Genomic DNA, 21082 nt, shown 5'->3' on the forward strand with positions numbered 1-21082 from the left:
TCCGCTCCTGTTTCATCCGAAGGTAAAGGCGTAGGCGTGCACGCCCGGGTCGAGGAATTCGATCTCGAAGGTCCGTTCGCGCACCTCACCGGACTGGCGGATCAGCTGGTACAGGCGGTGCCCGTCGACCGTGCCGCTGCCATCGGGGGTGGCATCGCCACCGGCCGCGCCCCCCGGTACCTGCCCATCCAGGCGCACGCGGAAGCGCACGGGCTTGCCGTCCGCGCCGGGCGCCAGCACCAGGTGCAGGTCGCGGGCGTGGAAGCGGAACGCGATGCGTCCACCGGCCTGCTGCAGCTGGGCGTCTTCATCGCCCACGGTCCAGCGCCCGCCCAGCGCCCATTGGTTGAGCTGCAGGCGGGCAGGCACCGCGTAGTCGGCGGCCTGGTCGGCGCGCTGCCCGCCGGGCGAGGCGAAGTTTTCCGCACGCGCGTGGCCCAGGTAGGTTTCCGGCGACTTCAGGTTGCGCATGTCGGCCTGGCGCTCCACGCCCTCGCGCGGGTTGGCCGCCGCCATCGCCATCGCCTGCGGTTCGTCGGGCAGGGTGGCGCCGTTCTCGCGCAGCAGCTGGCGGATGATCTGTTCGGACTGCGCGTAGTTGCCCTCACCGAAATGGTGGGCGCGGATCCGGCCCTTGCCGTCGATGAAGTAGTGCGCCGGCCAGTAGCGGTTGTTGAAGCCGCGCCAGATCGCGAAGTCGTTGTCGATCGCCACCGGGTACTCGATCTTCAGGTCGTCCACCGCGCCCATCACGTTGCGCAGGTTGCGTTCGAAGGCGAACTCCGGCGCATGCACGCCGATCACCACCAGTCCCTGGTCGCGGTAGCGCTGTTCCCACTCGCGCACATAGGGCAGGGCGCGCAGGCAGTTGATGCAGGAGTAGGTCCAGAAATCCACCAGCACCACCTTGCCGCGCAGGCCTTCGGCGCTCAGCGGCGGGCTGTTGAGCCAGCCGGTGGCGCCGGCCAGCGAGGGCAGGGTGCCCTCCACCGGCAGTTCGGTGCCGGCCGGTGCATCGGCTGCGCGCATCATCATCGTGCTGCCAGCCTCCGGGGCCTGGCCGGGCAGGGTATCCAGCAGGCCCTGTTCCAGGCGCGCGGTGCTGACCGTGGACAGCCGGGTCAGCACGCCGGTGTCCCAGCCCAGGGCAATGGCCACCACCGCCAGCAATGCGGCCACGCCCAGGCCGCGGCGGATCCACTCGCCCGCGCCCAGGCGCCGCTTGAGCGCGGTGAACACGCGGCCGCCGATCCAGATCGCCAGTGCCAGCGAGGTTGCCGCGCCCAGCGCATACGCCAGCAGCAGGCCGCTGGTGCCCACGCTGGCGCCCTGCAGCGCCGCGCCGGTCAGGATCAGGCCCAGGATCGGCCCGGCACACGGCGCCCACAGCAGGCCGGTGGCCGCGCCGATCAGCAGCGAGGTGCCCACGCCACCCTGGCCGCGGTCACTGGCCGCGTCGGCCGACGCGCTCAGCCGCGCGCCCAGCCGCTGGAACGGCGCCAGCAGATGGTCGGCCAGGCGAGGCCACAGCAGCGCCAGCGCGAACAACGCCATCACCACCAGCGCGATCCAGCGCCCGAACTGGTTGGCCTGGGCGACCCACTGGCTGCCCACCGCGGCCAGGCTGGCCACCACCGCGAACATCAGCGCCATGCCCACCAGCAGCGGCAGGCCACTGCGCAGGAACGGGCGGTCCGAGCGCGCGAACACGAACGGCAGCACCGGCAGGATGCACGGGCTGAGGATGGTCAGGACACCACCGAGGTAGGCCAGGACAAGCAGGAACATGGGTGAATCCTTATGGAAATCCGGGTTGAAGGCGTTGCCGGGCAGGGCCCGGCACTACGTCCGGCTGGGGACCCGCACGCGGGTTTCTTCGTCGGCGGCGATGAAGTACATCGCCACGCCGTTCATGCAGTACCGCAGCCCGGTCGGCCGCGGCCCGTCGTCGAACACGTGCCCCAGGTGCCCGCCGCAGCGGCGGCAGTGCGCTTCCACCCGCAGCATGCCCAGCGTGGTATCCCGGTCTTCGGCCACCGCGTTGTGCAGCGGCGCCCAGAAGCTCGGCCAGCCGGTGCCGCTGTCGAACTTGGTCGAGGACGAGAACAGCGCCAGCCCGCAGCCGGCACAGCTGAAAGTGCCGCGCCGGTGTTCCTTGTTGAGCGGGCTGCTGAACGGTCGCTCGGTGCTCTGCCGACGCAGCACCGCGTACTGCGCCGGGGTCAGCTGCGCCCGCCACTGGTCGTCGGTACGCATGACTTCGAAGCGGCGCGACGGTGCCGGCGCCGCCGGTGCGGTGCCACTGCAGGCAGTGAGCCCGAACAGCCCGGCGGCGGCGCCGATGGCGCCCATGCCAAGCAGCTTGCGACGGGTACAGCGCATGGCCGATCTCCCACTCTGGAAACGATGCGGCCATGCTGCGCCCGGGCCGGTCAACGAATCCTCACGCAGGGTTAAATTTTCCGTGACACATTCAGGTCCGGATCCGACCACAATGCCCGCACCCGCCACTCACCTCCACGCGTGCCGATGAGCAGTGCAAAACAGGTCCTGATCGTCGAGGACGATGTCCACATCGCCAACCTGCTGCGCATGCACCTGCGCGACGAGGGCTACGAGGTCACCCACGCCGCCACCGGCGATGAGGGCCTGGCCCTGCTGGAAGCGCAACCGTGGAGCGCGCTGGTGCTGGACCTGATGCTGCCCGGGGTGGACGGCCTGGAAATCTGCCGGCGCGCGCGCGGCATGGCCCGTTACACGCCGATCATCATCACCAGCGCCCGTGCCAGCGAAGTGCACCGCATCCTGGGCCTGGAGCTGGGCGCGGATGATTACCTGGCCAAGCCGTTCTCCATGCTGGAACTGGTGGCGCGGGTGAAGGCGCTGCTGCGCCGGGTCGAGGCGATGGCGCAGAACGCGCGCATCGATGCCGGTGAGCTGAACGTAGCCGGGCTGCGCATCGACCCGGTGGCGCGCACCGCGCAGGTGGACGGGCGCGCGCTGGAGCTGACCCCGCGCGAATTCGACCTGCTGTACTTCTTCGCCCGCCACCCCGGCCAGGTGTATTCGCGCATGGACCTGCTCAACCAGGTCTGGGGCTACCAGCATGACGGCTACGAGCACACGGTGAACACCCACATCAACCGGCTGCGCAACAAGATCGAACGCGACCCGGCCTCGCCGCAGCGCATCCAGACGGTGTGGGGCCGCGGCTACAAGCTGGTCGATGGCAGCGAAGGCGCGCCGGCATGATCCGCCTGAGTCTGTCGCAACGGTTGTCGGTGGCGTTCTTCGCGCTGCTGCTGGTGTGCTGCGGCGCGTTGATGTGGATCCAGATGCGCAGCACGGCCGTGCACGAGCAGGAAACCGTGCAGCGCTTGTCGCGCGGGCTGGCCGAGCACATCGCGCGCAGTGGCGAGCTGATGGACGGGGCCGGCATGCGCAACGGCGAAGTGCGCGCCCTGTTCGGCAAGCTGATGGCGGTCAACCCCAGCGTGGAGGTCTACCTGCTGGACGACCAGGGCCGCATCCTCGGCCACGACGCGCCCAGCGGGCATCTCAAGCGCGACCGCGTGGACCTGGCGCCGGTGCAGGCGCTGCTGCGTGACGAACCGCTGCCGATCCTCGGCGATGACCCGCGCAGTGCGACCGGGCGCAAGGTGTTCAACGCCGCGCCGCTGTTCGTGCAGGGCCGACAGGCGGGCTACATCTACGTGGTGCTGGTGGGCGAGCAGCGCGAGGCGCTGGCGGCCAACATCGCGGCCAATGCCTCGCTGCGCACCACGCTGTGGTCGCTGGCGATCGTGGCGGTGATCGGCCTGCTGGCCGGTGCGGTGGCGTTCCGCTGGGTCACCCGCCCGCTGCGCCAGCTGACCCGCCGCGTGCAGTCCTTCGACGTAGACGCCGCAGCGCCGGCCCAGGCGCTGCCGCCCACCCCGCTGCGCGCCGGCGAGCGCGACGAACTGGCGATCCTGCAGCACAGCTTCGGGCACATGGGCCAGCGCCTGGGCGAGCAGTGGCAGCAGCTGCGCCAGCAGGACCTGCAGCGGCGCGAGCTGGTGGCCAATATCTCGCACGACCTGCGCACGCCGTTGTCATCGCTGCACGGGTACCTGGAAACGCTGGCGTTGAAGGACGCCACGCTCGGCCCGGAAGAGCGCCAGCGTTACCTGGCCATCGCCCTGTCGCAGAGCCACAAGGTGGGCCGGCTGGCGCAGGCCCTGTTCGAGCTGGCGCGGCTGGAGCACGGTGGCGTGGTGCTGGACCGGCAGGCGTTCTCGCTGCCGGACCTGGTGCAGGACGTCTTCCAGAAGTTCGAACTGGCCGCGCAGGCACGGCGGCAGACCCTGGCGGCAGAGATTCCGCCGGGCCTGCCGGCGGTGGATGCCGACCTGGGCCTGATCGAGCGGGTGCTGACCAACCTGCTCGACAACGCGATCCGGCATACCCCGGAAGGCGGGCGGATCACGGTGACCCTGCAGGCGGTGCAGGGCGAGGTACAGGTCAGCGTGGCCGACACCGGCCCGGGCATTCCCGAGGCGCGCCGCGAGGACCTGTTCCATACCCCGCCAGCGCTGGGCAGCGACCGCCCGGATAGCGGTGGGCTGGGCCTGCTGATCGTGCACAGGATCCTGCAGCTGCACGGCCGCGAGATCCAGCTGCTGGACAGCCGCGAAGGCGCGCTGTTCGTCTTCACCCTCCCCGCCGCCGCGGCCGCCCGCCACCCGTAGCGTGGCAAGATGCCGCCGACCCCGGAGGTTTCATGCGCGCACTCATCTGCCTGGCCCTGTTGTCCACCACGGCATCCGCGGCCGCTCCATCCTGTCCTGACACATCCGCGCTCGAACCCGCCCGCGCGGTAGTGCGCGACCTGCAGCGGATCACCACGCCCAACGGCATCCAGGAGCAGTACGCCACGCCGATCGGCGGAGTGCGGCAGTGGCTCACGATCCGTGGCGAGGACCGGGCCAATCCGGTGATCCTGTTCGTGCACGGCGGCCCTGCCAGCCCGGTGACGCCGAGCCTGTGGCAGTTCCAGCGCCCGCTGGAGGAATACTTCACGGTGGTGGACTGGGACCAGCGCGGTGCCGGCAAGACCTATGCGGAGGCATCGCCGGAGGTGATCGCGCCGACGCTGACGATCGAGCGTTACGTGGGCGATGCGATCGAGGTGGCCGAGCACCTGCGCGCGCACCTGGGCCAGCGCAGGATGATCCTGATGGCGCACAGCTGGGGCACCATCGTGGCGATGCAGGCGGCGTTGAAGCGCCCGGACCTGTTCCACGCCTACGTGGGCATCGGGCAGATCATCAACCAGGTGGAGAACGAGAAGATCAGCTTCGAGTACGGGCTGGCCCAGGCCAAGGCGCACGGCAACGCCAAGGCGGTCGCGGAACTGGAGGCGATCGCGCCGTATCCGGGCGACACGCCGATCACCCGCGAGCGGATCATCACCGCGCGCACCTGGCCGCAGTACTACGGCGGGTTGACCGCGTACCGCGATGATTCGACGTATTACTTCGGCGCAGCGAAGCTGTCACCGGACTACACCGATGCCGACCGCTGCAACATTGACAGGGGCAGCGTGCTGTCGCTGGGGCCGTTGTTGCCGCAGATGTTGAAGGTGGATTTCACCCCGGTCACGCGCTTCCCGATTCCGGTGGTGATGTTCATGGGTCGCCACGATTACACCACGCCGAACGCGCCTACCGAGCGCTGGTTGAACACCGTGCAGGCGCCTTTCAAGCAGGGCGTATGGTTCGAACATTCCGCGCACATGGTGCCGTGGGAAGAGCCCGGCAAAACGTTGATGACGCTGGTGCAGGTGGTGCGCCCGCTGGCGCGGTGACGCGGGCAAAAAAAAAGACCCGACAGAGGGAGGGTTCTGTCGGGTCTTGGGATTGCGTGGGGGGAGGGACCCACGCAAATTCCGTTTGATGCAATGCAGCATACGCCGATTGTGGTGCATTGCAACAAATAGTTGGTCGCGAACGGTCGAAATTATAAAAAAGCAACAAAATCAATAGTTTGGGGCGCCGAGCATCACGGCTCCGGCAGCCTCCGTACCCACCAACGGTGGGTACCTACCGATCATCGCCCCCCACCGGGCGTCACCGCCACCGGTCGTCGCCGACACCGGCCGCCGCCGCCACCGGGCGTCGCGGATACCGGGCGTCGCGGACACCGGCCGCCGCCACCACCGGGCGTCGCCGCCACCGGCCGTCGCGGACACCGGCCGTCACCGCCACCGGCCGCCACCGCCACCGGCCGCCACCGACACCGGTCGTCGCGGACACCGGCCGCCGCCGCCACCGGCCGTCGCCCCCACCGGCCGCCGCCGCCACCGGCCGACGCCGCCACCGGGCGTCACCGCCACCGGGCGTCGCCGACACCGGGTGCCACCGCCACCGGCCGCCACCGCCACCGGTCGTCGCGGACACCGGGCGTCGCGGACACCCGGCCGCCGCCGCCACCGGGCGTCACCGCCACCGGCCGGCAACGACACCGGCTGGCAATGCCATTGGCCCGGTGTACTCCCACGGGCGGCACACGCGCGGTAGCGCACGACCGTTGGTCGTGCGGCTCGAACGCCCTCAACCCCGGTAACGACACCCGGACGTGCAGGTCTCATGCACCGTCACCTCGCTCAGCGCCGGCAGGGTCGGCTTGAGCGCGTTCCAGATCCAGATCGCCAGGCGTTCGCTGGTCGGGTTCTCCAGACCAGGGATGTCATTGAGGTAGTGGTGATCCAGCCGGTCGTAGATCGGCTGGAAGGCCGCTTTGACGTCGCCGAAATCCATGATCCAGCCGGTGTGTTCGCCCGGCTCGCCCTCGACCTTGAGCTCCACCCGGAACGAGTGGCCGTGCAGCCGCGCGCACTTGTGGCCCGGCGGCACGTTGGGCAGGCGGTGAGCCGCTTCGAGGGTAAAGACTTTGAAGATTTCCATGCCCGCATTGTAAGGCCTGCGGCCGCATCGATCGTTCCGCGCCCGGAATGGTTGCAGACAAAAACATATCCATCCGGATGAAGCGATGTTATGTTTCGTTATATCCGCATGAAGCGATGTTATTGGCCCGTTAACGGCCCGGCATGGATTACTGCGGAACTCGTCGTCCACCACCCCCACTGCCTTCATGCCCAAGCACACCCTTCTCGTGGCGGCCCTTGCCGCCGCCCTGGCTACGCCTTTGCCTGCGTTTGCCCTCGATACCGCCGCGGCCGCCGACGTGGCCAGCCCCGATACCGCTGCCGGCGACAGCAAGACCCTCGCCGCCGTCAGGGTGACCGGTTCCAACATCAAGCGCACCGACACCGAAAGCGCCAACCCGGTGCAGGTGATCGGCCGCCAGGAAATCGAAGCCACCGGCAAGGCCACCGTCGCCGACCTGCTGCGCTCCATCTCGGCCAACACCGGCAACGCCAACAACGAAACCACCAACAACGGCTGGGCCTCCGGTTCGGCCGGCATCGGCCTGCGCGGCCTGTCGCAGAAGAACACGCTGGTGCTGCTCAACGGCCGCCGCCTGGCCAACTACGGCTTCCCCGCCGGCGGCCTGTCCGACACCTTCGTCAACCTCAACGCGCTGCCGATGGTCGCCGTGGAGCGCATCGAAGTACTCAAGGACGGTGCCTCGGCCGTGTACGGCTCCGACGCCGTGGCCGGCGTGGTCAACATCATCACCCGGCAGAACTTCCAGGGCGCCGACCTCGGCGCCAGCGCCGGCACGTCCGACCAGGGCGGGCTGGACGAGCAGAACCTGAAATTCATCGGTGGCATCGGCGACCTGGACACCGACGGCTACAACATCCTGGTCAGCCTGGAGGGCTACAACCGCGAGCGCCTCGACCAGGACCAGCGCGACCTCACCAAGTCCGGCATCTACACCGACAAGCCGGGCGGCCGCTGGAACGGCTGGTCGGCCAAGGGCGCGCGCTTCCTGGTCAACGGCACCTCGGTGCCCATGCTCGACGCCAACGGGCAGTGCCCGGACAACACCACGCTGGTGCCCAGCGCGCCGATCGACGGCCTGCCCGGCAATACCTGCGGCTTCAACCTGGCGCCTTACACCACCCTGATTCCGTCGACCAAACGCTACCAGGCCTACGTCAACGGCACCTTCAAGGTGAATGACAACGTGGAAGCCTTCGGTGAAGTGATCTACAGCGAGATCAAGGGCGTGTCCTGGTTCGGCAGCAGCCCCTTCTTCACCCTGGAAAGCGGCCGCTTCGCGCTCAACGCCGATACCGGCCTGGCCGAGCCGGTGTCGTCCAACCTGCCGGCCAGCAGCCCGTTCAACCCGTACGGCCGCGCCATCCCGATCGAATACACCTTCTTCAACCTCGGCCCGACCATCAAGACCAACCGCTCCACCGCTTACCGCGGCGTGGTCGGCCTGCGCGGCAGCCTGCAGGACTGGGACTGGGAAGTGGGCGCGTTCGGCGCACGCAGCAGCGAGCGCGAAACGGTCTCCGGCGGCTTTGCCAACCGCTACACCCTGGCCGACGCGCTGGCCACCGGCAGCTACAACCTGCTCGATCCGTCGGCCACGCCGCAGTCGGTGATCGATGGCATCAACCTGAGCACGCTGCGTCCGGCCGAGTCGGTGCTGCAGGGCGTGGACGCCAGGATCTCCGGCGGCCTGGGCAACACCTGGGCCGGCCCGATCGGCTTCGCCGCCGGGCTGGAATGGCGCCGCGAGAAACTGGATTCGGAAAACCCGTGGCAGATCGACGCCGGGCTGCAGATCCGCCCGGCCATCGCCGAGGTGCACGGCGAGCGCAAGGTCACCGCCGCGTACGCCGAAGTGAACGTGCCGCTGGCCGAGCGCCTGGAGCTGCAGGCCGCGGCGCGTGCCGACCACTACAGCGACTTCGGCGATGCGTTCTCGCCCAAGCTGAGCCTGCGCTGGCAGCCGTTCGACATCCTGCTGGTGCGTGCCGCGGCGTCCAAGGGCTTCCGCGCGCCGTCGCTGTCGGAGAACTCCAACAGCACCAGCATCGCCTACGGCAGCGTGATCGACCCGCGCGACCCGGACGTGCCCGGCTCCCGCCAGAACCCGACCTTCTTCACCGTCGGCAACAGCGACCTGAAGCCGGAGCGCACCAAGAGCTACAACCTGGGCGTGGTGCTGTCGCCGTGGTCCAACACCAGCCTCAGCGTGGACTACTACCGCATCGAACTGGAAAACCTGGTCGGCACCAACAACACCCAGACCCTGGTCACCAACGATGTGCCCGGCGCGGTCACCCGCGATGAGCGCGGCAAGCTGCTGGCGGTATTCAACCGCTACCAGAACCTGAGCGAGCTCAAGACCTCCGGCTTCGACGTGGAACTGCGCCAGCGCTTCCCGACCGAGGCGGCCGGCGACTTCTCGCTCTCCACCGCCTTCACCCACGTACGCGACTACAGCCGCCCCACCGTGGTCGGCGGTCCGCTGGTGGATTACGCCGGCAGCAACCTCGGCGCCACCCTGCCCAAAAACAAGGCCACCACCACGCTGGACTGGTCCTACGCCGATTTCCGCACCGCGTTGACCTGGTACTACACCAGCGGCTACGACCAGAAGGCCAGTGCCGCGGCAACCGCCGTGCAGGACCGGGTGGATTCCTACAGCCAGTTCGATCTGTACCTGGCCTACACCGGGCTGGAGAAGCTGACCCTGTACGCGAAGATCCAGAACCTGGCCGACGAGGAACCGCCGTACGACGCCTCGTTCCCGGGCATCCGTGCGCCGTACGACTTCAGCCAGTACGACCTGCGTGGCCGCTACTTCACCGTCGGTTTCGATTACCGTTTCTGAGAAAGGGGTTGCCGTGTCCTTGTTCCGTGTTTTCCCGCGCCGCCTCACCTGGCTGGTGGGCGCGCTGTGGCTGCTGGCCGCACCGGCGTTCGCACAGAGCGCGTATTTCTTCCCGAAGGGCGGCGATTTCGATCCGGCCATTCCCACCCCGCAGCAGTTCCTGGGCTACGAGATCGGCAGCCGCTACACCCGGCACGACCAGCTGGTGGCCTACTTCAATGAGCTGGCCAGACACTCCGACAAGATCAAGGTGGAGCAGATCGGCACCAGCTACGAAGGCCGCCCGCTGCTCATCGCCACGGTCACCTCGGCGCAGAACCTGCAGCAGCTGGAGACCCTGCGTCGCCAGCACGTGACCCTGGCCGATCCGGCGCAACCGCTGTCGGCGGCGGGCAACAGCCCGGTGGTGGTATGGCTGGGCTACAGCGTGCACGGCAATGAAACCTCCAGCGGCGAAGCCGCGCTGCTCACCGCTTACTACCTGGTGGCCAACCGCAGCCCGGAAACCGCGCAGTGGCTGCAGCACGCGGTGGTGCTGTTCGACCCGGCGCAGAACCCGGACGGGCGCGACCGCGCGGCCAGCTGGCACAACGCGTATGCGTCCTCGCCGGCCTCGCCCGACCCGGCCGACAAGGAACACGTTGAACCGTTCCCGCAGGGGCGTACCAACCACTACTTCACCGACCTCAACCGCGACTGGCTGGCGCTGACCCAGCAGGACACGCGGCCGAAAATTGCCTACTTCCACCAGTGGTATCCCAACGTCCAGATCGATTTCCACGAGATGGGCAAGGACAGCACCTACTACTTCGAACCGTCACCGGCGAGCATGCACAGCCCGCTGCTGCCGGCTTCGTCGTACGAATGGAACAAGACCCTGGCGAAGTACCACGCGCAGTCGCTGGATGCGCTGGGCTCGCTGTACTACACCGGGGAAAACTTCGACAACTTCTCGCCGGTGTACGGGTCGAGCTACCCGGACTTCCACGGCGCGGTCGGCGTCACGGTGGAACAGGCCAGCTCACGCGGCCGCGTGCAGGAGTCGGTCAATGGCCTGCTCACCTTCCCGTTCACCATCCGCAACCAGGTCGCCACCGGCCTGGGCACCGTGCGCGGGGCGGTTGCCGAACGCGACGGGCTGCTGAAGCTGCAGAAGGAATTCTTCCAGTCCGCCGTGAAGCAGGCCAACCAGCAGCCGGTCAAGGCGTTCGTGTTCGGCGATGCCAACGACCCGGGCCTGACCCGGCGCCTGCTCGACCTGCTGCTGCAGCACCGGATCACCGTGCAGGCGTTGACCGCGCCGGTCACCGTGGACGGCCAGCGCTTCGAGCCGGGCAGCGCCTACGTGGTGCCCACCGCGCAGCCGCAGTTCCGCCTGGTCCATTCGATCTTCGCCGACACCCCGCCGATCAAGGGCGATGTGTTCTACGGCAGCACCTCCTATGCGATCGCACCGGCCTACGGCGTCGCGTTTGCCGGCAGCCGCAGCCGCATCGAGGGCGGCGAGCGCATTGCCAGCCTGCCGCCCACGCGCGGCGGGGTGAGCGGTGGCCAGGCCGGCTATGCCTACGTGTTCGACTGGCGCGACTACAACGCCAGCCGCGCGCTGTATGCCCTGCAGGCCAAGGGCGTGCTGGCGCGCACCGCGTTCCAGCCGTTCACCGCGGCTACCGCGTCGGGTGAGCAGGCGTTCGCGCGCGGCAGCGTGGTGATTCCGGTGGCCGGGCAGGCGTTGTCCGGTGAGGCGCTGCTGGCGGCGGTCGACGAGGCGGCGCGCAGCAGCGGCGTGCAGGTACAGGCCCTGGCCAGCGGCCAGAGCCGCGGCGGCATCGACCTGGGCAGCGACAGCGTCAAATCGCTGCGCAAGCCGGCGGTGGCGCTGGTGATGGGCGAAGGCGTGAGCGCCACCGAGATCGGCTCGGCGTGGTTCGTGCTGGACCAGCAGGTGCAGTTGCCGGCCAGCAAGCTGGACCCGGCGCAGCTGGGCAAGGCCAACCTGGACCGGTACACCACCCTCGTGCTCGCCGGTGGCACCTACACCAGCGTGGATGCCGCGGCGGTGGCCGCGCTCAAGCGCTGGATCAACGCCGGTGGTTCGCTGGTGACCTATGGCACGGCGGCGAAGTGGGCGATCGAGCAGAAGCTCAGCGACGACGTGCTGGGCGCGGAAGAAAAGGAACCGGACGGCGCGCGCCGCGCATTCGGCGACCAGCGCGACATCGCCGCGATCGAGCGGGTCAGCGGCAACATCCTCAGCGCGGAGGTGGACACCAGCCACCCGCTGGGCTTCGGGCTGCCGCGCACCCAGCTGGCGGTGAACAAGGAGAACGGCATCAGCTTCAAGCCGAGCCGCAATGCGTTTTCCACCGTGGTGCGGATCGACGACAGCCCACGCGTGAACGGCTACCTGTCCGAGAACAACCGCAGCCGCGTGGCCGGTGCGGCCTGGCTGCTGGTGTCGCCGCAGGGGCAGGGCAACGTGGTGCTGTTCGCCGATGACCCGGCGCACCGCAAGTACTGGCACGGTACCGAGCGGATCCTGTTGAACGCGGTGTTCTTCGGCAACCTGCTCAACCCGACCAAGGCGAGGGGGTAACGTAGCGACACGCCATGCGTGTCCATCGCACGCCCCGACCGTTACGCAGGACACGCATGGCGTGTCGCTACGTGGGGCGGTCCAACAAAAAAGGGCGACGCAATGCGTCGCCCTTTTCATGTTCCCGGTATCGCAACCGATGGATCAGCTGGCGCGCGCGCCGCCGCCCTGGCCGCGGCCACCGCCACGACGCTGGCCCTGCGGCTGGCCGCCGCGCGGCGCACCGTTGCCGGCGCCACGGCTTGCACCGCGGGCGGCACCGTCACGCTGGCCGCCACCGGTCTTGGCACCGGCATGGGCATGACGCGGCGCATCGCCGTGCGGACGACGCGCGTGCGCGCCGCGGCGCGGTGCGCGATCGCCACCCGGCACTTCAGCCTTGCCCGGCGCGCTGTTGCCCCAGCGGATCGGGGTCTGCGGCTCGAAGCCCGGCACGTCGCGGATGTCCATGTCCTTGTCTAGCAGGCGCACGATCTGGCGCAGCAGCTTGGCCTCGTCCTGCGCCACCAGCGAAATCGCCTGGCCGGTCGAGCCGTTACGGCCGGTACGGCCGATACGGTGCACGTAGTCTTCCGGCACCATCGGCAGGTCGTAATTGATGACCTTCGGCAGCTCGTTGATGTCGATGCCGCGCGCGGCGATGTCGGTGGCCACCAGCACGGTCACCCGGCCGGCCTTGAAATCGCCCAGCGCACGCAGGCGCTGGCCCTGGCTCTTGTTGCCGTGGATCGCCGCGGTCTTGATGCCGGACTTCTCCAGGAACGTGGCCAGCTTGTCGCAGCCGTGCTTGGTACGGCCGAACACCAGGGTCTGCTCACGGCTGTCCTGCGACAGCAGGTGCAGCAGCAGCTCGCGCTTGCGCGCGCCATCGACCGGGTGCACGCGGTGGGTGATGGTTTCGGCCACGGTGTTCTTCGGCGTCACCTGGATCTGCGCCGGATCGCGCATGAACTCCAGCGCCAGCTGCTTGATGCTCTCTTCGAAGGTCGCCGAGAACAGCAGGGTCTGGCGGTTCTGGCGCGGCAGCTTGGCCAGGATCTTCTTGATCGACGGCAGGAAGCCCATGTCCAGCATGCGGTCGGCTTCGTCCAGCACCAGGATCTCGATGCCGGACAGGTCGACGCTGCGACGCTCCAGGTGATCGATCAGGCGGCCCGGGCAGGCCACCAGCAGGTCCACGCCACGGCGCAGTACGTCGAACTGGTTGCCCATGCCGACGCCGCCGTAGATGCAGGCGCTGGGGATGCGCAGGTACTTGCTGTAGCCGCGCAGGCTGTCATGCACCTGGGTGGCCAGTTCGCGGGTCGGGGCCAGCACCAGCGCACGCGGCTTGCGCGGGCCGTTCACGGCCTGCGGGTTGGTGCCCAGGTGCTGCAGCAGCGGCAGGCCGAACGCGGCGGTCTTGCCGGTACCGGTCTGCGCGCCGGCCAGCAGGTCGCGGCCTTCCAGGGCCAGCGGGATCGCCTGTTCCTGGATCGGAGTGGGGGAATCGTAGCCCTGCTCGGACAACGCGCGCAGCAGGAACGGGGCCAGGCCCAGGTTTTCAAAAGACATCGGGTGGAAACTCCAAAGACAAAGTAACGCCAGGCCGACTGGCCGGACGCGAGGCAGATCGAAGAGATCGGCTTGACTCGGAGCGTTCCCGTGAACCGCGCTGCGAGAATTGGGTGCAGCCGGCGCGGTGCGCAGACTGGAATGCATGACGAATGGCGTCGGAGTGGGGGCGGGCGAGGGACGGAAATCCCGATCGCCGGCGATCCCGAAGGGAAACGGACGGCCGCTGCAGACCCCGGCATTGTAGCTGAACTGCGACAGCCATAACAAATGCCCCGTTCAGGTTGGCCAGCCGGCCCCGAACCATGCCGGTGTTCCCGGCGCCCGCAGCAACGCGGGGCGGCCGACGACCTGGGCGAGCGACCACGCCGCCCTCATTCGGATCGTTTATGGTCGCTCTGCGGCACTGCGACTTGGATTGACCGCGCATTTGGTTACACTCGAAACCTATTTTTCTGCGATCCCGGATACCCCACCCATGAAGCTTGGTTCTTTGAAGGAAGGCGGCCGCGACGGCACCCTGATCGTGGTCTCGCGCGACCTGCGCCATGGCGTGCGCGCCACCGGGATCGCCGCCACCCTGCAGCAGGCGCTGGAAGGCTGGAGCCAGCTCGCCCCGCGCCTGAACGCGTTGTCCGAGTCGCTCAACGACGGCAGTGCCGACGGCGTGTTCGACCTTGACCTGCAGGCGCTGGCTGCGCCGCTGCCGCGTGCCTACGAGTTCGTCGATGGCAGCGCCTACCTGCCGCATGTGGAACGGGTGCGCCGTGCACGCGGCGCCGAGGTGCCGGAAAGCTTCTACACCGACCCGTTGATGTACCAGGCCACCAGCGCCGGCTTCTACGGCCCGCGCGACCCGGTCAAGGTGGTCAGCGAGGACCAGGGCATCGACCTGGAAGCCGAGCTGGTGGTCATCACCGACGACGTGCCGATGGCGGTCACCCCGGAACAGGCCGCCGGCCACATCCAGCTGATCGGCCTGGTCAACGACGTCTCGCTGCGCAACCTGATTCCCGGTGAGCTGGCCAAGGGCTTCGGCTTCCTGCAGTCCAAGCCGCGCTCGGCGCTGTCGCCGGTGTTCGTGACCCCCGACGAGCTGGGCGAGGCCTGGCAGGACAGCAAGGTGCACCTGCCGCTGGTGACCCACGTCAACGGTGCCTGGTTCGGCGCGCCCGACGCGGGCGTGGACATGCAGTTCAACTTCGCCCAGCTGGTCGCGCATGCGGCCCGGACCCGTCCGCTGGGCGCCGGCGCCATCGTCGGTTCGGGCACCATCGCCAACGAAGACACCAGCAAGGGCGCGTCCTGCTTCGCCGAACAGCGCACCGTGGAAACCCTGCGCGACGGCAAGCCGAGCACCCCGTTCATGTCCTTTGGCGACGTGGTCCGCATCGAGATGTTCGACGCCGCCGGCGAGAGCATCTTCGGCGCGATCGAACAGCGCATCGAACAGGCGGCACGGCCCTGAACACCTCGGCCGACCGCATCGAGCTGTTCAGCTACTGGCGCTCCAGCGCCGCCTATCGCGTGCGCATCGGCCTGAACCTGAAGGGGCTGGAGCACCAGATCACCCCGGTGCACCTGGTGCGCGACGGCGGCCAGCAGCACAGCGAAGGCTACGCCGCGCTCAATCCGCAGGAGCTGGTGCCCACCCTGCTGCACGGTGAGCGGGTGCTGCACCAGTCGATGGCGATCCTGGAATACCTCGATGAAGTGTTCCTGGAACCGCCGCTGCTGCCCGACGACGCGCCGGGGCGGGCCCGCGTGCGCGGGTTGGCGCAGCTGGTGGCCTGCGACATCCACCCGCTCAACAACCTGCGGGTGATGCAGTTCTTCGCCGACACCTGGAACGTGCCGCAGCCCGAGCGCGACGACTGGACCCGGCACTGGATGCGGGTGGGGTTCGACGCGATGGAGCGCATGCTGGTGGAATCGGTGGAAACCGGTCGCTTCTGCCACGGCGACACCCCGACCCTGGCCGACTGCTGCCTGGTGCCGCAGGTGTTCAACGCGCGGCGATTCCAGGTGGACCTGGCGGCCTATCCGACCCTGGTCCGGATCGAAGAAGAATGCCTGGCCCTGGAGGCGTTTGACGCAGCCCGCCCGGAGAACCAGCCCGACGCCGGGTGACCCGTATCGACCAACGGTCGATACCTACCGGGAGGACATCCGCAGATGGGCGCCGTCGGTGGGACATCGGATGATGGGCGCCATGGGCGGGACACCGTCAATCGGTCCCACCGAGGGTAGGTGCCGACCGTTGGTCAGCACGCTTTCCGGTCAGAATCCGTGCGTGATCGCCGCCGGGGAACCCTGCTGCGAATAATCCGCGTACGGATCATGTTCGGCACCGCCCTCGGAGAGGCGGAACTTCAGCGCCAGGCCATCGCGCGAATCGGCGGCGCGCAGCGCTTCCTCCTGCTCGATGATGCCGTTCTTGGCCATCCGGAACAGGCACTGGTCGAAGCTCTCCATGCCTTCTTCCAGCGACGCTTCCATGGCCGCCTTGATCTCGTGCACCTGGCCGCGGCGCAACAGGTCGCGGATCATCGGCGTATTGATCAACACCTCGGTGGCCGGCAGGCGACGCCCGTCCTGGCCCTTGACCAGGCGCTGGGAAATCACCGCGCGCAGGTTCAGCGAAAGGTTCATCAGCACGTTGCGATGCGCGCTTTCGGGGAAGAAGTTCAGGATGCGCTCGATGGTCTGGTCGGCGTTGTTGGAGTGCAGCGTGGCCAGGCACAGGTGCCCGGTTTCGGCGAAGGCGATCGCCGCCTCCATTGTTTCCGCGTCCAGGATTTCGCCGATCAGGATCACGTCCGGTGCTTCACGCATCGCGTTTTTCAGCGCGTTGTGGAAGGCATGGGTATCCAGCCCGACCTCGCGCTGGTTCACGATCGACATCTTGTGCTTGTGCAGGTATTCGATCGGGTCCTCGATGGTGAGGATGTGCCCGGTGGTGGTGCTGTTGCGGTGGTCGATCATCGACGCCAGCGAGGTCGACTTGCCCGAGCCGGTCGAACCGACCACCAGCACCAGCCCGCGCGGGGTCATGATCACGTCCTTCAGGACCTGCGGCAGGTTCAGCTCTTCAATGCTGGGAATCTTGCTGCGGATGGCACGGATGACCATGCCCACCTCACCGCGCTGCTTGAACACGTTGACGCGGAAGCGCCCGGCGTCGGGCAGGGCGATGGCCATGTTGAGCTCCAGGTCGCGCTCGAACTGCGGCACCTGGCCTTCATCCATCAGCGAGTAGGCGATCTTCTTGACCATCCCGGGCGGCAGCCCGGTATTGCCCAGCGGGTACAGCTTGCCCTCGATCTTGATGTACACCGGGGCCCCGGTGGTCAAGAACATGTCCGAAGCGTTCTTTTCGGTCATCAGCTTCAGGAAATAGCCGATATCCATGCGAAATGTTTCCCCAACAATCGGCGACATGCCATTGCAAGCACGCCGCAGGCTTCCGACAATGGCCGCGCACCTACTTCAGGCGAACGGCACCCCCAATGAATCCTAGCTTCGCACAAATGCGGCGTACCCCGTATGTAGTTTTGACCAGTTGCGTGATGGCGTGCGCATTCGCACTGGCCGGGCCGGCCCTGGCCCAGGACGGCGCGCTGGAGCTGATGCAGGCCCGCCAAGCCGTGGACAAGGCCACCCAGGCCGACGCCGACCAGTACGCCCCGGACCTGATCGCCATTGCGCGCCAAGGCCTGGAGCAGGCCCAGCGCGCCGCCGGCGACCGCCGTGAGCGCAAGAACGCCCCGGCCATGGCCGAGCGTGCCACCGCCGACGCCGACCTGGCCCGCGCCCGCAGCGAAGAAGCCACCGCCACCGCCCAGCTGCAGCTGCGCCGCAACGAGGTGACCCAGCTCGAACGCCAGTTCGCCGACGGGGAGGGCCGCCGATGAAGACCGTCCTGCGCCGTTCCCCGCTGCTGCTGGCCCTCGCCCTGACCCTGTCGGCACCGTCCTTCGCCGCTGAAGACCCGGCCGTGGCCCAGCTCAGCCAGCGCCTGATGGCGATCCAGGCCAACCCGGACGCGTCCGAACTGGCGGCCTACGAGCGCCTGCAGGCCCAGCAGGCCGTTGCCAACCTGGCCAATGCCAAGCGCCGCGACCTCGACCAGGCCCGCTACCTGGCCGATCGCCGGGTCGAAATCGCCGAAACCAGCGTGCGCGCCGCCCTGGCCAAGCGCGAACTGGCCCAGCTTGAGCGCACCCGCAGCGACCTGCTGATCGAAGCCAGCCGCCGCGAGGCCCAGCGCGCCCGCCAGGAAAACGAACGCCTGCGCGTGCAGGCGCAGATCCAGGCCGAAGAGGCCGAGCGCCTGCGCCTGGCCGCCGAAACCGAGGCCCTGGCCCGCCAGGATGCCGAAACCGCTCTGACCAGCGTGGCCGGCAAGCAGACCGCGCGCCTCAGCGCGGCCCAGCAGAACGCAGCCAAGCTGGCCCGCGAGGAAGCCGAGCTGGTCTCGGGCAACAAGCTGCCGGGGTCGAAGTTCGACAGCCGCGGCGAGGTGTTCACCTTCCCGGGCGACGCCTTCGCCAGCGGCAAGGGCACGCTCTCCGGCGGCGCCCAGGGCCAGGCCAAGGCCCTGGCCGAGTACCTGAACATCGGCAAGAAGGGCCGGGTGCGGATCGAGGCCTACGACGCCGCCGCCGGGGTAGGGCAGCAGCGTGCCGAGGCCCTGCGCGATGCCCTGGTGGGCGCCGGCGTCAGCGCCAGCCGCCTGCAGGTGAGCGGCAAGAAGGCCGCGTCCACCAAGGCCCGCTCGGCCGACGTCATCATCGCCCCCTGATCGCGGCGGTCATGACCAACGGTCATGACCTACCCGTCGCAGATGCACAGATGGCTGCGGGTCCGCAGGTAGGTCACGACCGTTGGTCGTGACCCACGCCGAGCCGTGACGCAACCCAATGATTTTGTTTAAATTTTGTTGGATTGCGTGTTCAGGCTGAACCCCGCCTGCGCACCCTCCACGATTTCAGATGAAACCCTTGAACCGGTCCTGTGGCAGGCGTAGGGTCGATTGTCCGGGCCGCCTTCCGCGACCCGGACGATTGGAGGGCCGGGCCGATGTACCGAGGGCACGAACCAGCGCAGTACACCGTCCGGACGTTCCGGGCTGGGCGCATGGTGCTGCCTGCGGTCGCGGTTGACGCCGGTGCTCCACCCGAAGATACGCCCCGTGCCTCACCGGCCGGGGCGTTCTTGTTTGTGTTGTAGACGCGATAGGAGGTTCATCATGTTTGAAGGTCAGCCCCAGAGTGAAATCGACGCCCGCCGCCAGCGGGATCCGGAATTCAAGGCGCTCTACGAACGGCACCAGAAGTTGAACAAGAAGTGTATGGATGCCGAGCTGGGCGTGATTCCGATAGACAGTTACACCCTGGGTCAGATGAAGCGTGAGAAGCTGCTTGCCAAGCAACGACTGCTCCGGCTGTACGAGTCTTCCTCCCCTGCACATTGACGTTCCCCCGGTGCCGGCCTGACGCCGACACCGGATCCCCACCGCCGCGGGCGGTGTCCAGCTCCTCGTCGCCGGGCACCGTCCGCGTCGCTCCTGCGGGAAGCCGACCGGCCACACGCATGGCGTGTCTCTACCATCTGTCGGATAATCGGGGGTCCGGCCGCGTTGCGGCGCGAATCGATGTGACCCGATGGCAATCCACTCCTCCGTACTCGACCTCATTGGCAAGACCCCGATCGTCAAGGCCCAGCGCCTGGATACCGGTGTCTGCGAGCTGTTCCTGAAGCTCGAAAGCGCCAATCCCGGGGGATCCATCAAGGACCGCATCGGCCTGTCGATGATCGAAGCGGCCGAACAGCGCGGCGATCTCAAGCCGGGCGCGACCCTGGTCGAGGGCACCGCCGGCAACACCGGCCTGGGCCTGGCCCTGGTGGCCCAGCAGAAGGGGTACAAGCTCATCCTGGTGGTACCGGACAAGATGAGCCGCGAGAAGATCTTCAACCTCAAGGCGATGGGCGCCGAAGTGCGCCTGACCCGGTCGGACGTGGCCAAGGGCCACCCCGAGTACTACCAGGACATGGCCAAGCGCGTGGCCGAGGAAACTCCCGGCGCGTACTTCATCAACCAGTTCGGCAACCCGGACAACCCCGCCGCCCACGAGTTTGGCACCGGCCCGGAAATCCTCGAGCAGATGGACGGCGACCTGGACGCCATCGTGTTCGGCTGCGGCAGCTCCGGCACCATGACCGGCCTGTCCCGCGCCTTCGCCACCCTGTCGCCGAAGACCGAACTGGTCCTGGCCGACCCGGTCGGCTCGATCCTGGCCGAATACATCAACGACGGCGTGCTCAACGACAAGTCGGGCAGCTGGCTGGTGGAGGGCATCGGCGAAGACTTCCTGCCGTCCATTTCCGATTTCAGCCGGGTCACCAAGGCCTACGCCATCACCGACGCCGAAAGCTTCCACACCGCGCGCGAGCTGCTGGGCAAGGAAGGCGTACTGGGCGGGTCCTCCACCGGCACCCTGCTGGCGGCGGCCTTGAAGTACTGCAGGGAGCAGACCACCCCCAAGAAGGTGCTGGTGCTGGTCTGCGACACCGGCAACAAGTACCTGTCCAAGATGTACAACGACTACTGGATGCTGGACAACGGCTTCCTGGAGCGCCCACAGACCGGCGATCTGCGCGACCTGATCCTGCGCCCGTACGGCCAGCGCGACACGGTGGTGATCGGTCCCAACGACCTGCTGACCACCGCCTACCAGCGCATGAAGCTGTACGACGTGTCGCAGCTGCCGGTGATGGACGGCGACCAGCTGGTCGGCATCGTCGACGAGAGCGACGTCCTGCTGCATGTGTACGGCGACGAGACGCGCTTCCGCGACAAGGTCGCCACCGCCATGGTCAGCAAGCTGGACCGGCTGGACGTGAAATCGCCGATCGAGGCCCTGCTGCCGGTGTTCGACCGCGGCCAGGTGGCCATCATCATGGATGGCGGCAGCTTCCTGGGGCTGATCACCCGGATCGACCTGCTGAACTACCTGCGCCGCCGGGTGCAATGACCGCACATTGGCCGACGTTCAGCCTCCAACCTTCGTTTATCCGCGTCAAAGACTGATTAAGCCTGCGCTGGTAGACTTCCGCTCCATTTAAAGG

Annotated in this window: 16 protein-coding genes; 11 read left to right on the plus strand and 5 right to left on the minus strand. The window is 68.0% G+C overall.

What is annotated here, in order from left to right; all coding sequences use genetic code 11:
- Positions 1–12: 12 nt before the first annotated feature.
- Complete coding sequence (locus ACIGII_RS00810; RefSeq protein WP_399635738.1) at positions 13–1788, minus strand: cytochrome c biogenesis protein DipZ; 1776 nt, start codon at positions 1786–1788, stop codon at positions 13–15.
- A 54-nt stretch (positions 1789–1842) separates the two neighbouring features.
- The gene (gene msrB, locus ACIGII_RS00815) at positions 1843–2382 is read right to left on the minus strand and encodes a peptide-methionine (R)-S-oxide reductase MsrB (protein ID WP_399635736.1); all 540 of its coding nucleotides are present in this window, start codon (positions 2380–2382) and stop codon (positions 1843–1845) included.
- Positions 2383–2529: 147 nt separating this feature from the next.
- Here msrB and ACIGII_RS00820 point away from each other — a divergent pair, with 147 nt between their 5' ends.
- From ACIGII_RS00820 to ACIGII_RS00830, 3 genes are read left to right on the plus strand one after another with little or no spacing between them, the layout of a single operon-like run.
- Positions 2530–3252, plus strand: coding sequence for a response regulator transcription factor (locus tag ACIGII_RS00820; RefSeq protein ID WP_399635733.1), 723 nt, complete (start codon positions 2530–2532; stop codon positions 3250–3252).
- Positions 3249–4730, plus strand: a complete 1482-nt coding sequence (locus tag ACIGII_RS00825) for a sensor histidine kinase (protein WP_399635730.1) — start codon at positions 3249–3251, stop codon at positions 4728–4730. Before ACIGII_RS00820 ends, ACIGII_RS00825 begins: the two co-directional genes overlap by 4 nt.
- A 32-nt stretch (positions 4731–4762) precedes the next feature.
- Complete coding sequence (locus ACIGII_RS00830) at positions 4763–5848, plus strand: alpha/beta fold hydrolase (protein ID WP_399635727.1); 1086 nt, start codon at positions 4763–4765, stop codon at positions 5846–5848.
- A 745-nt stretch (positions 5849–6593) separates the two neighbouring features.
- Here ACIGII_RS00830 and queD read toward each other — a convergent pair.
- A complete protein-coding gene (gene queD / locus ACIGII_RS00835; protein ID WP_399635724.1) occupies positions 6594–6947 on the minus strand; it encodes a 6-carboxytetrahydropterin synthase QueD in 354 nt (117 codons plus the stop codon).
- A gap of 187 nt (positions 6948–7134) precedes the next feature.
- Between queD and ACIGII_RS00840 the strand changes: the two genes are divergently transcribed.
- Together ACIGII_RS00840 and ACIGII_RS00845 are read left to right on the plus strand one after the other, a co-directional pair.
- Positions 7135–9801: a TonB-dependent receptor gene (locus tag ACIGII_RS00840; protein ID WP_399635721.1), complete on the plus strand. Its 2667-nt coding sequence runs from the start codon at positions 7135–7137 to the stop codon at positions 9799–9801.
- A 55-nt stretch (positions 9802–9856) separates the two neighbouring features.
- A complete protein-coding gene (locus ACIGII_RS00845; RefSeq protein WP_399635789.1) occupies positions 9857–12397 on the plus strand; it encodes a M14 family zinc carboxypeptidase in 2541 nt (846 codons plus the stop codon).
- 144 nt (positions 12398–12541) lie between these two features.
- On the opposite strand, the gene ACIGII_RS00850 is transcribed toward ACIGII_RS00845, so the two are convergent.
- Positions 12542–13951 carry a DEAD/DEAH box helicase gene (locus tag ACIGII_RS00850; protein ID WP_399635719.1) on the minus strand — a complete coding sequence of 470 codons (1410 nt, stop codon included), beginning with the start codon at positions 13949–13951 and terminating at the stop codon, positions 12542–12544.
- Positions 13952–14429: 478 nt separating this feature from the next.
- On the opposite strand from ACIGII_RS00850, the gene ACIGII_RS00855 reads away from it, so the two are divergent.
- Positions 14430–15419: a fumarylacetoacetate hydrolase family protein gene (locus ACIGII_RS00855; protein WP_399635716.1), complete on the plus strand. Its 990-nt coding sequence runs from the start codon at positions 14430–14432 to the stop codon at positions 15417–15419.
- On the plus strand, positions 15416–16081 hold the full coding sequence (maiA, locus tag ACIGII_RS00860) for a maleylacetoacetate isomerase (protein ID WP_399635786.1): 666 nt from the start codon (positions 15416–15418) through the stop codon (positions 16079–16081). Before ACIGII_RS00855 ends, maiA begins: the two co-directional genes overlap by 4 nt.
- Positions 16082–16231: 150 nt before the next feature.
- Here maiA and ACIGII_RS00865 read toward each other — a convergent pair whose 3' ends face one another.
- Positions 16232–17362: a PilT/PilU family type 4a pilus ATPase gene (locus ACIGII_RS00865; protein WP_399635713.1), complete on the minus strand. Its 1131-nt coding sequence runs from the start codon at positions 17360–17362 to the stop codon at positions 16232–16234.
- Between the two features lie 98 nt (positions 17363–17460).
- On the opposite strand from ACIGII_RS00865, the gene ACIGII_RS00870 reads away from it, so the two are divergent.
- The 4 genes from ACIGII_RS00870 (at position 17461) to ACIGII_RS00885 (ending at position 20988) form a co-directional block, all read left to right on the plus strand.
- Positions 17461–17865 (plus strand): DUF4398 domain-containing protein, encoded by a 405-nt coding sequence (locus tag ACIGII_RS00870; RefSeq protein WP_399635710.1) that lies wholly within the window; start codon positions 17461–17463, stop codon positions 17863–17865.
- The gene (locus ACIGII_RS00875; RefSeq protein WP_399635707.1) at positions 17862–18755 is read left to right on the plus strand and encodes a hypothetical protein; all 894 of its coding nucleotides are present in this window, start codon (positions 17862–17864) and stop codon (positions 18753–18755) included. Before ACIGII_RS00870 ends, ACIGII_RS00875 begins: the two co-directional genes overlap by 4 nt.
- A gap of 447 nt (positions 18756–19202) precedes the next feature.
- Positions 19203–19427 carry a YdcH family protein gene (locus ACIGII_RS00880; RefSeq protein ID WP_399635704.1) on the plus strand — a complete coding sequence of 75 codons (225 nt, stop codon included), beginning with the start codon at positions 19203–19205 and terminating at the stop codon, positions 19425–19427.
- Positions 19428–19617: 190 nt separating this feature from the next.
- Positions 19618–20988, plus strand: a complete 1371-nt coding sequence (locus ACIGII_RS00885) for a pyridoxal-phosphate dependent enzyme (RefSeq protein WP_399635702.1) — start codon at positions 19618–19620, stop codon at positions 20986–20988.
- Positions 20989–21082: the final 94 nt, after the last annotated feature.

It is taken from the genome of Stenotrophomonas sp. NPDC077420, from assembly GCF_044543385.1.
GTDB lineage: Bacteria > Pseudomonadota > Gammaproteobacteria > Xanthomonadales > Xanthomonadaceae > Stenotrophomonas.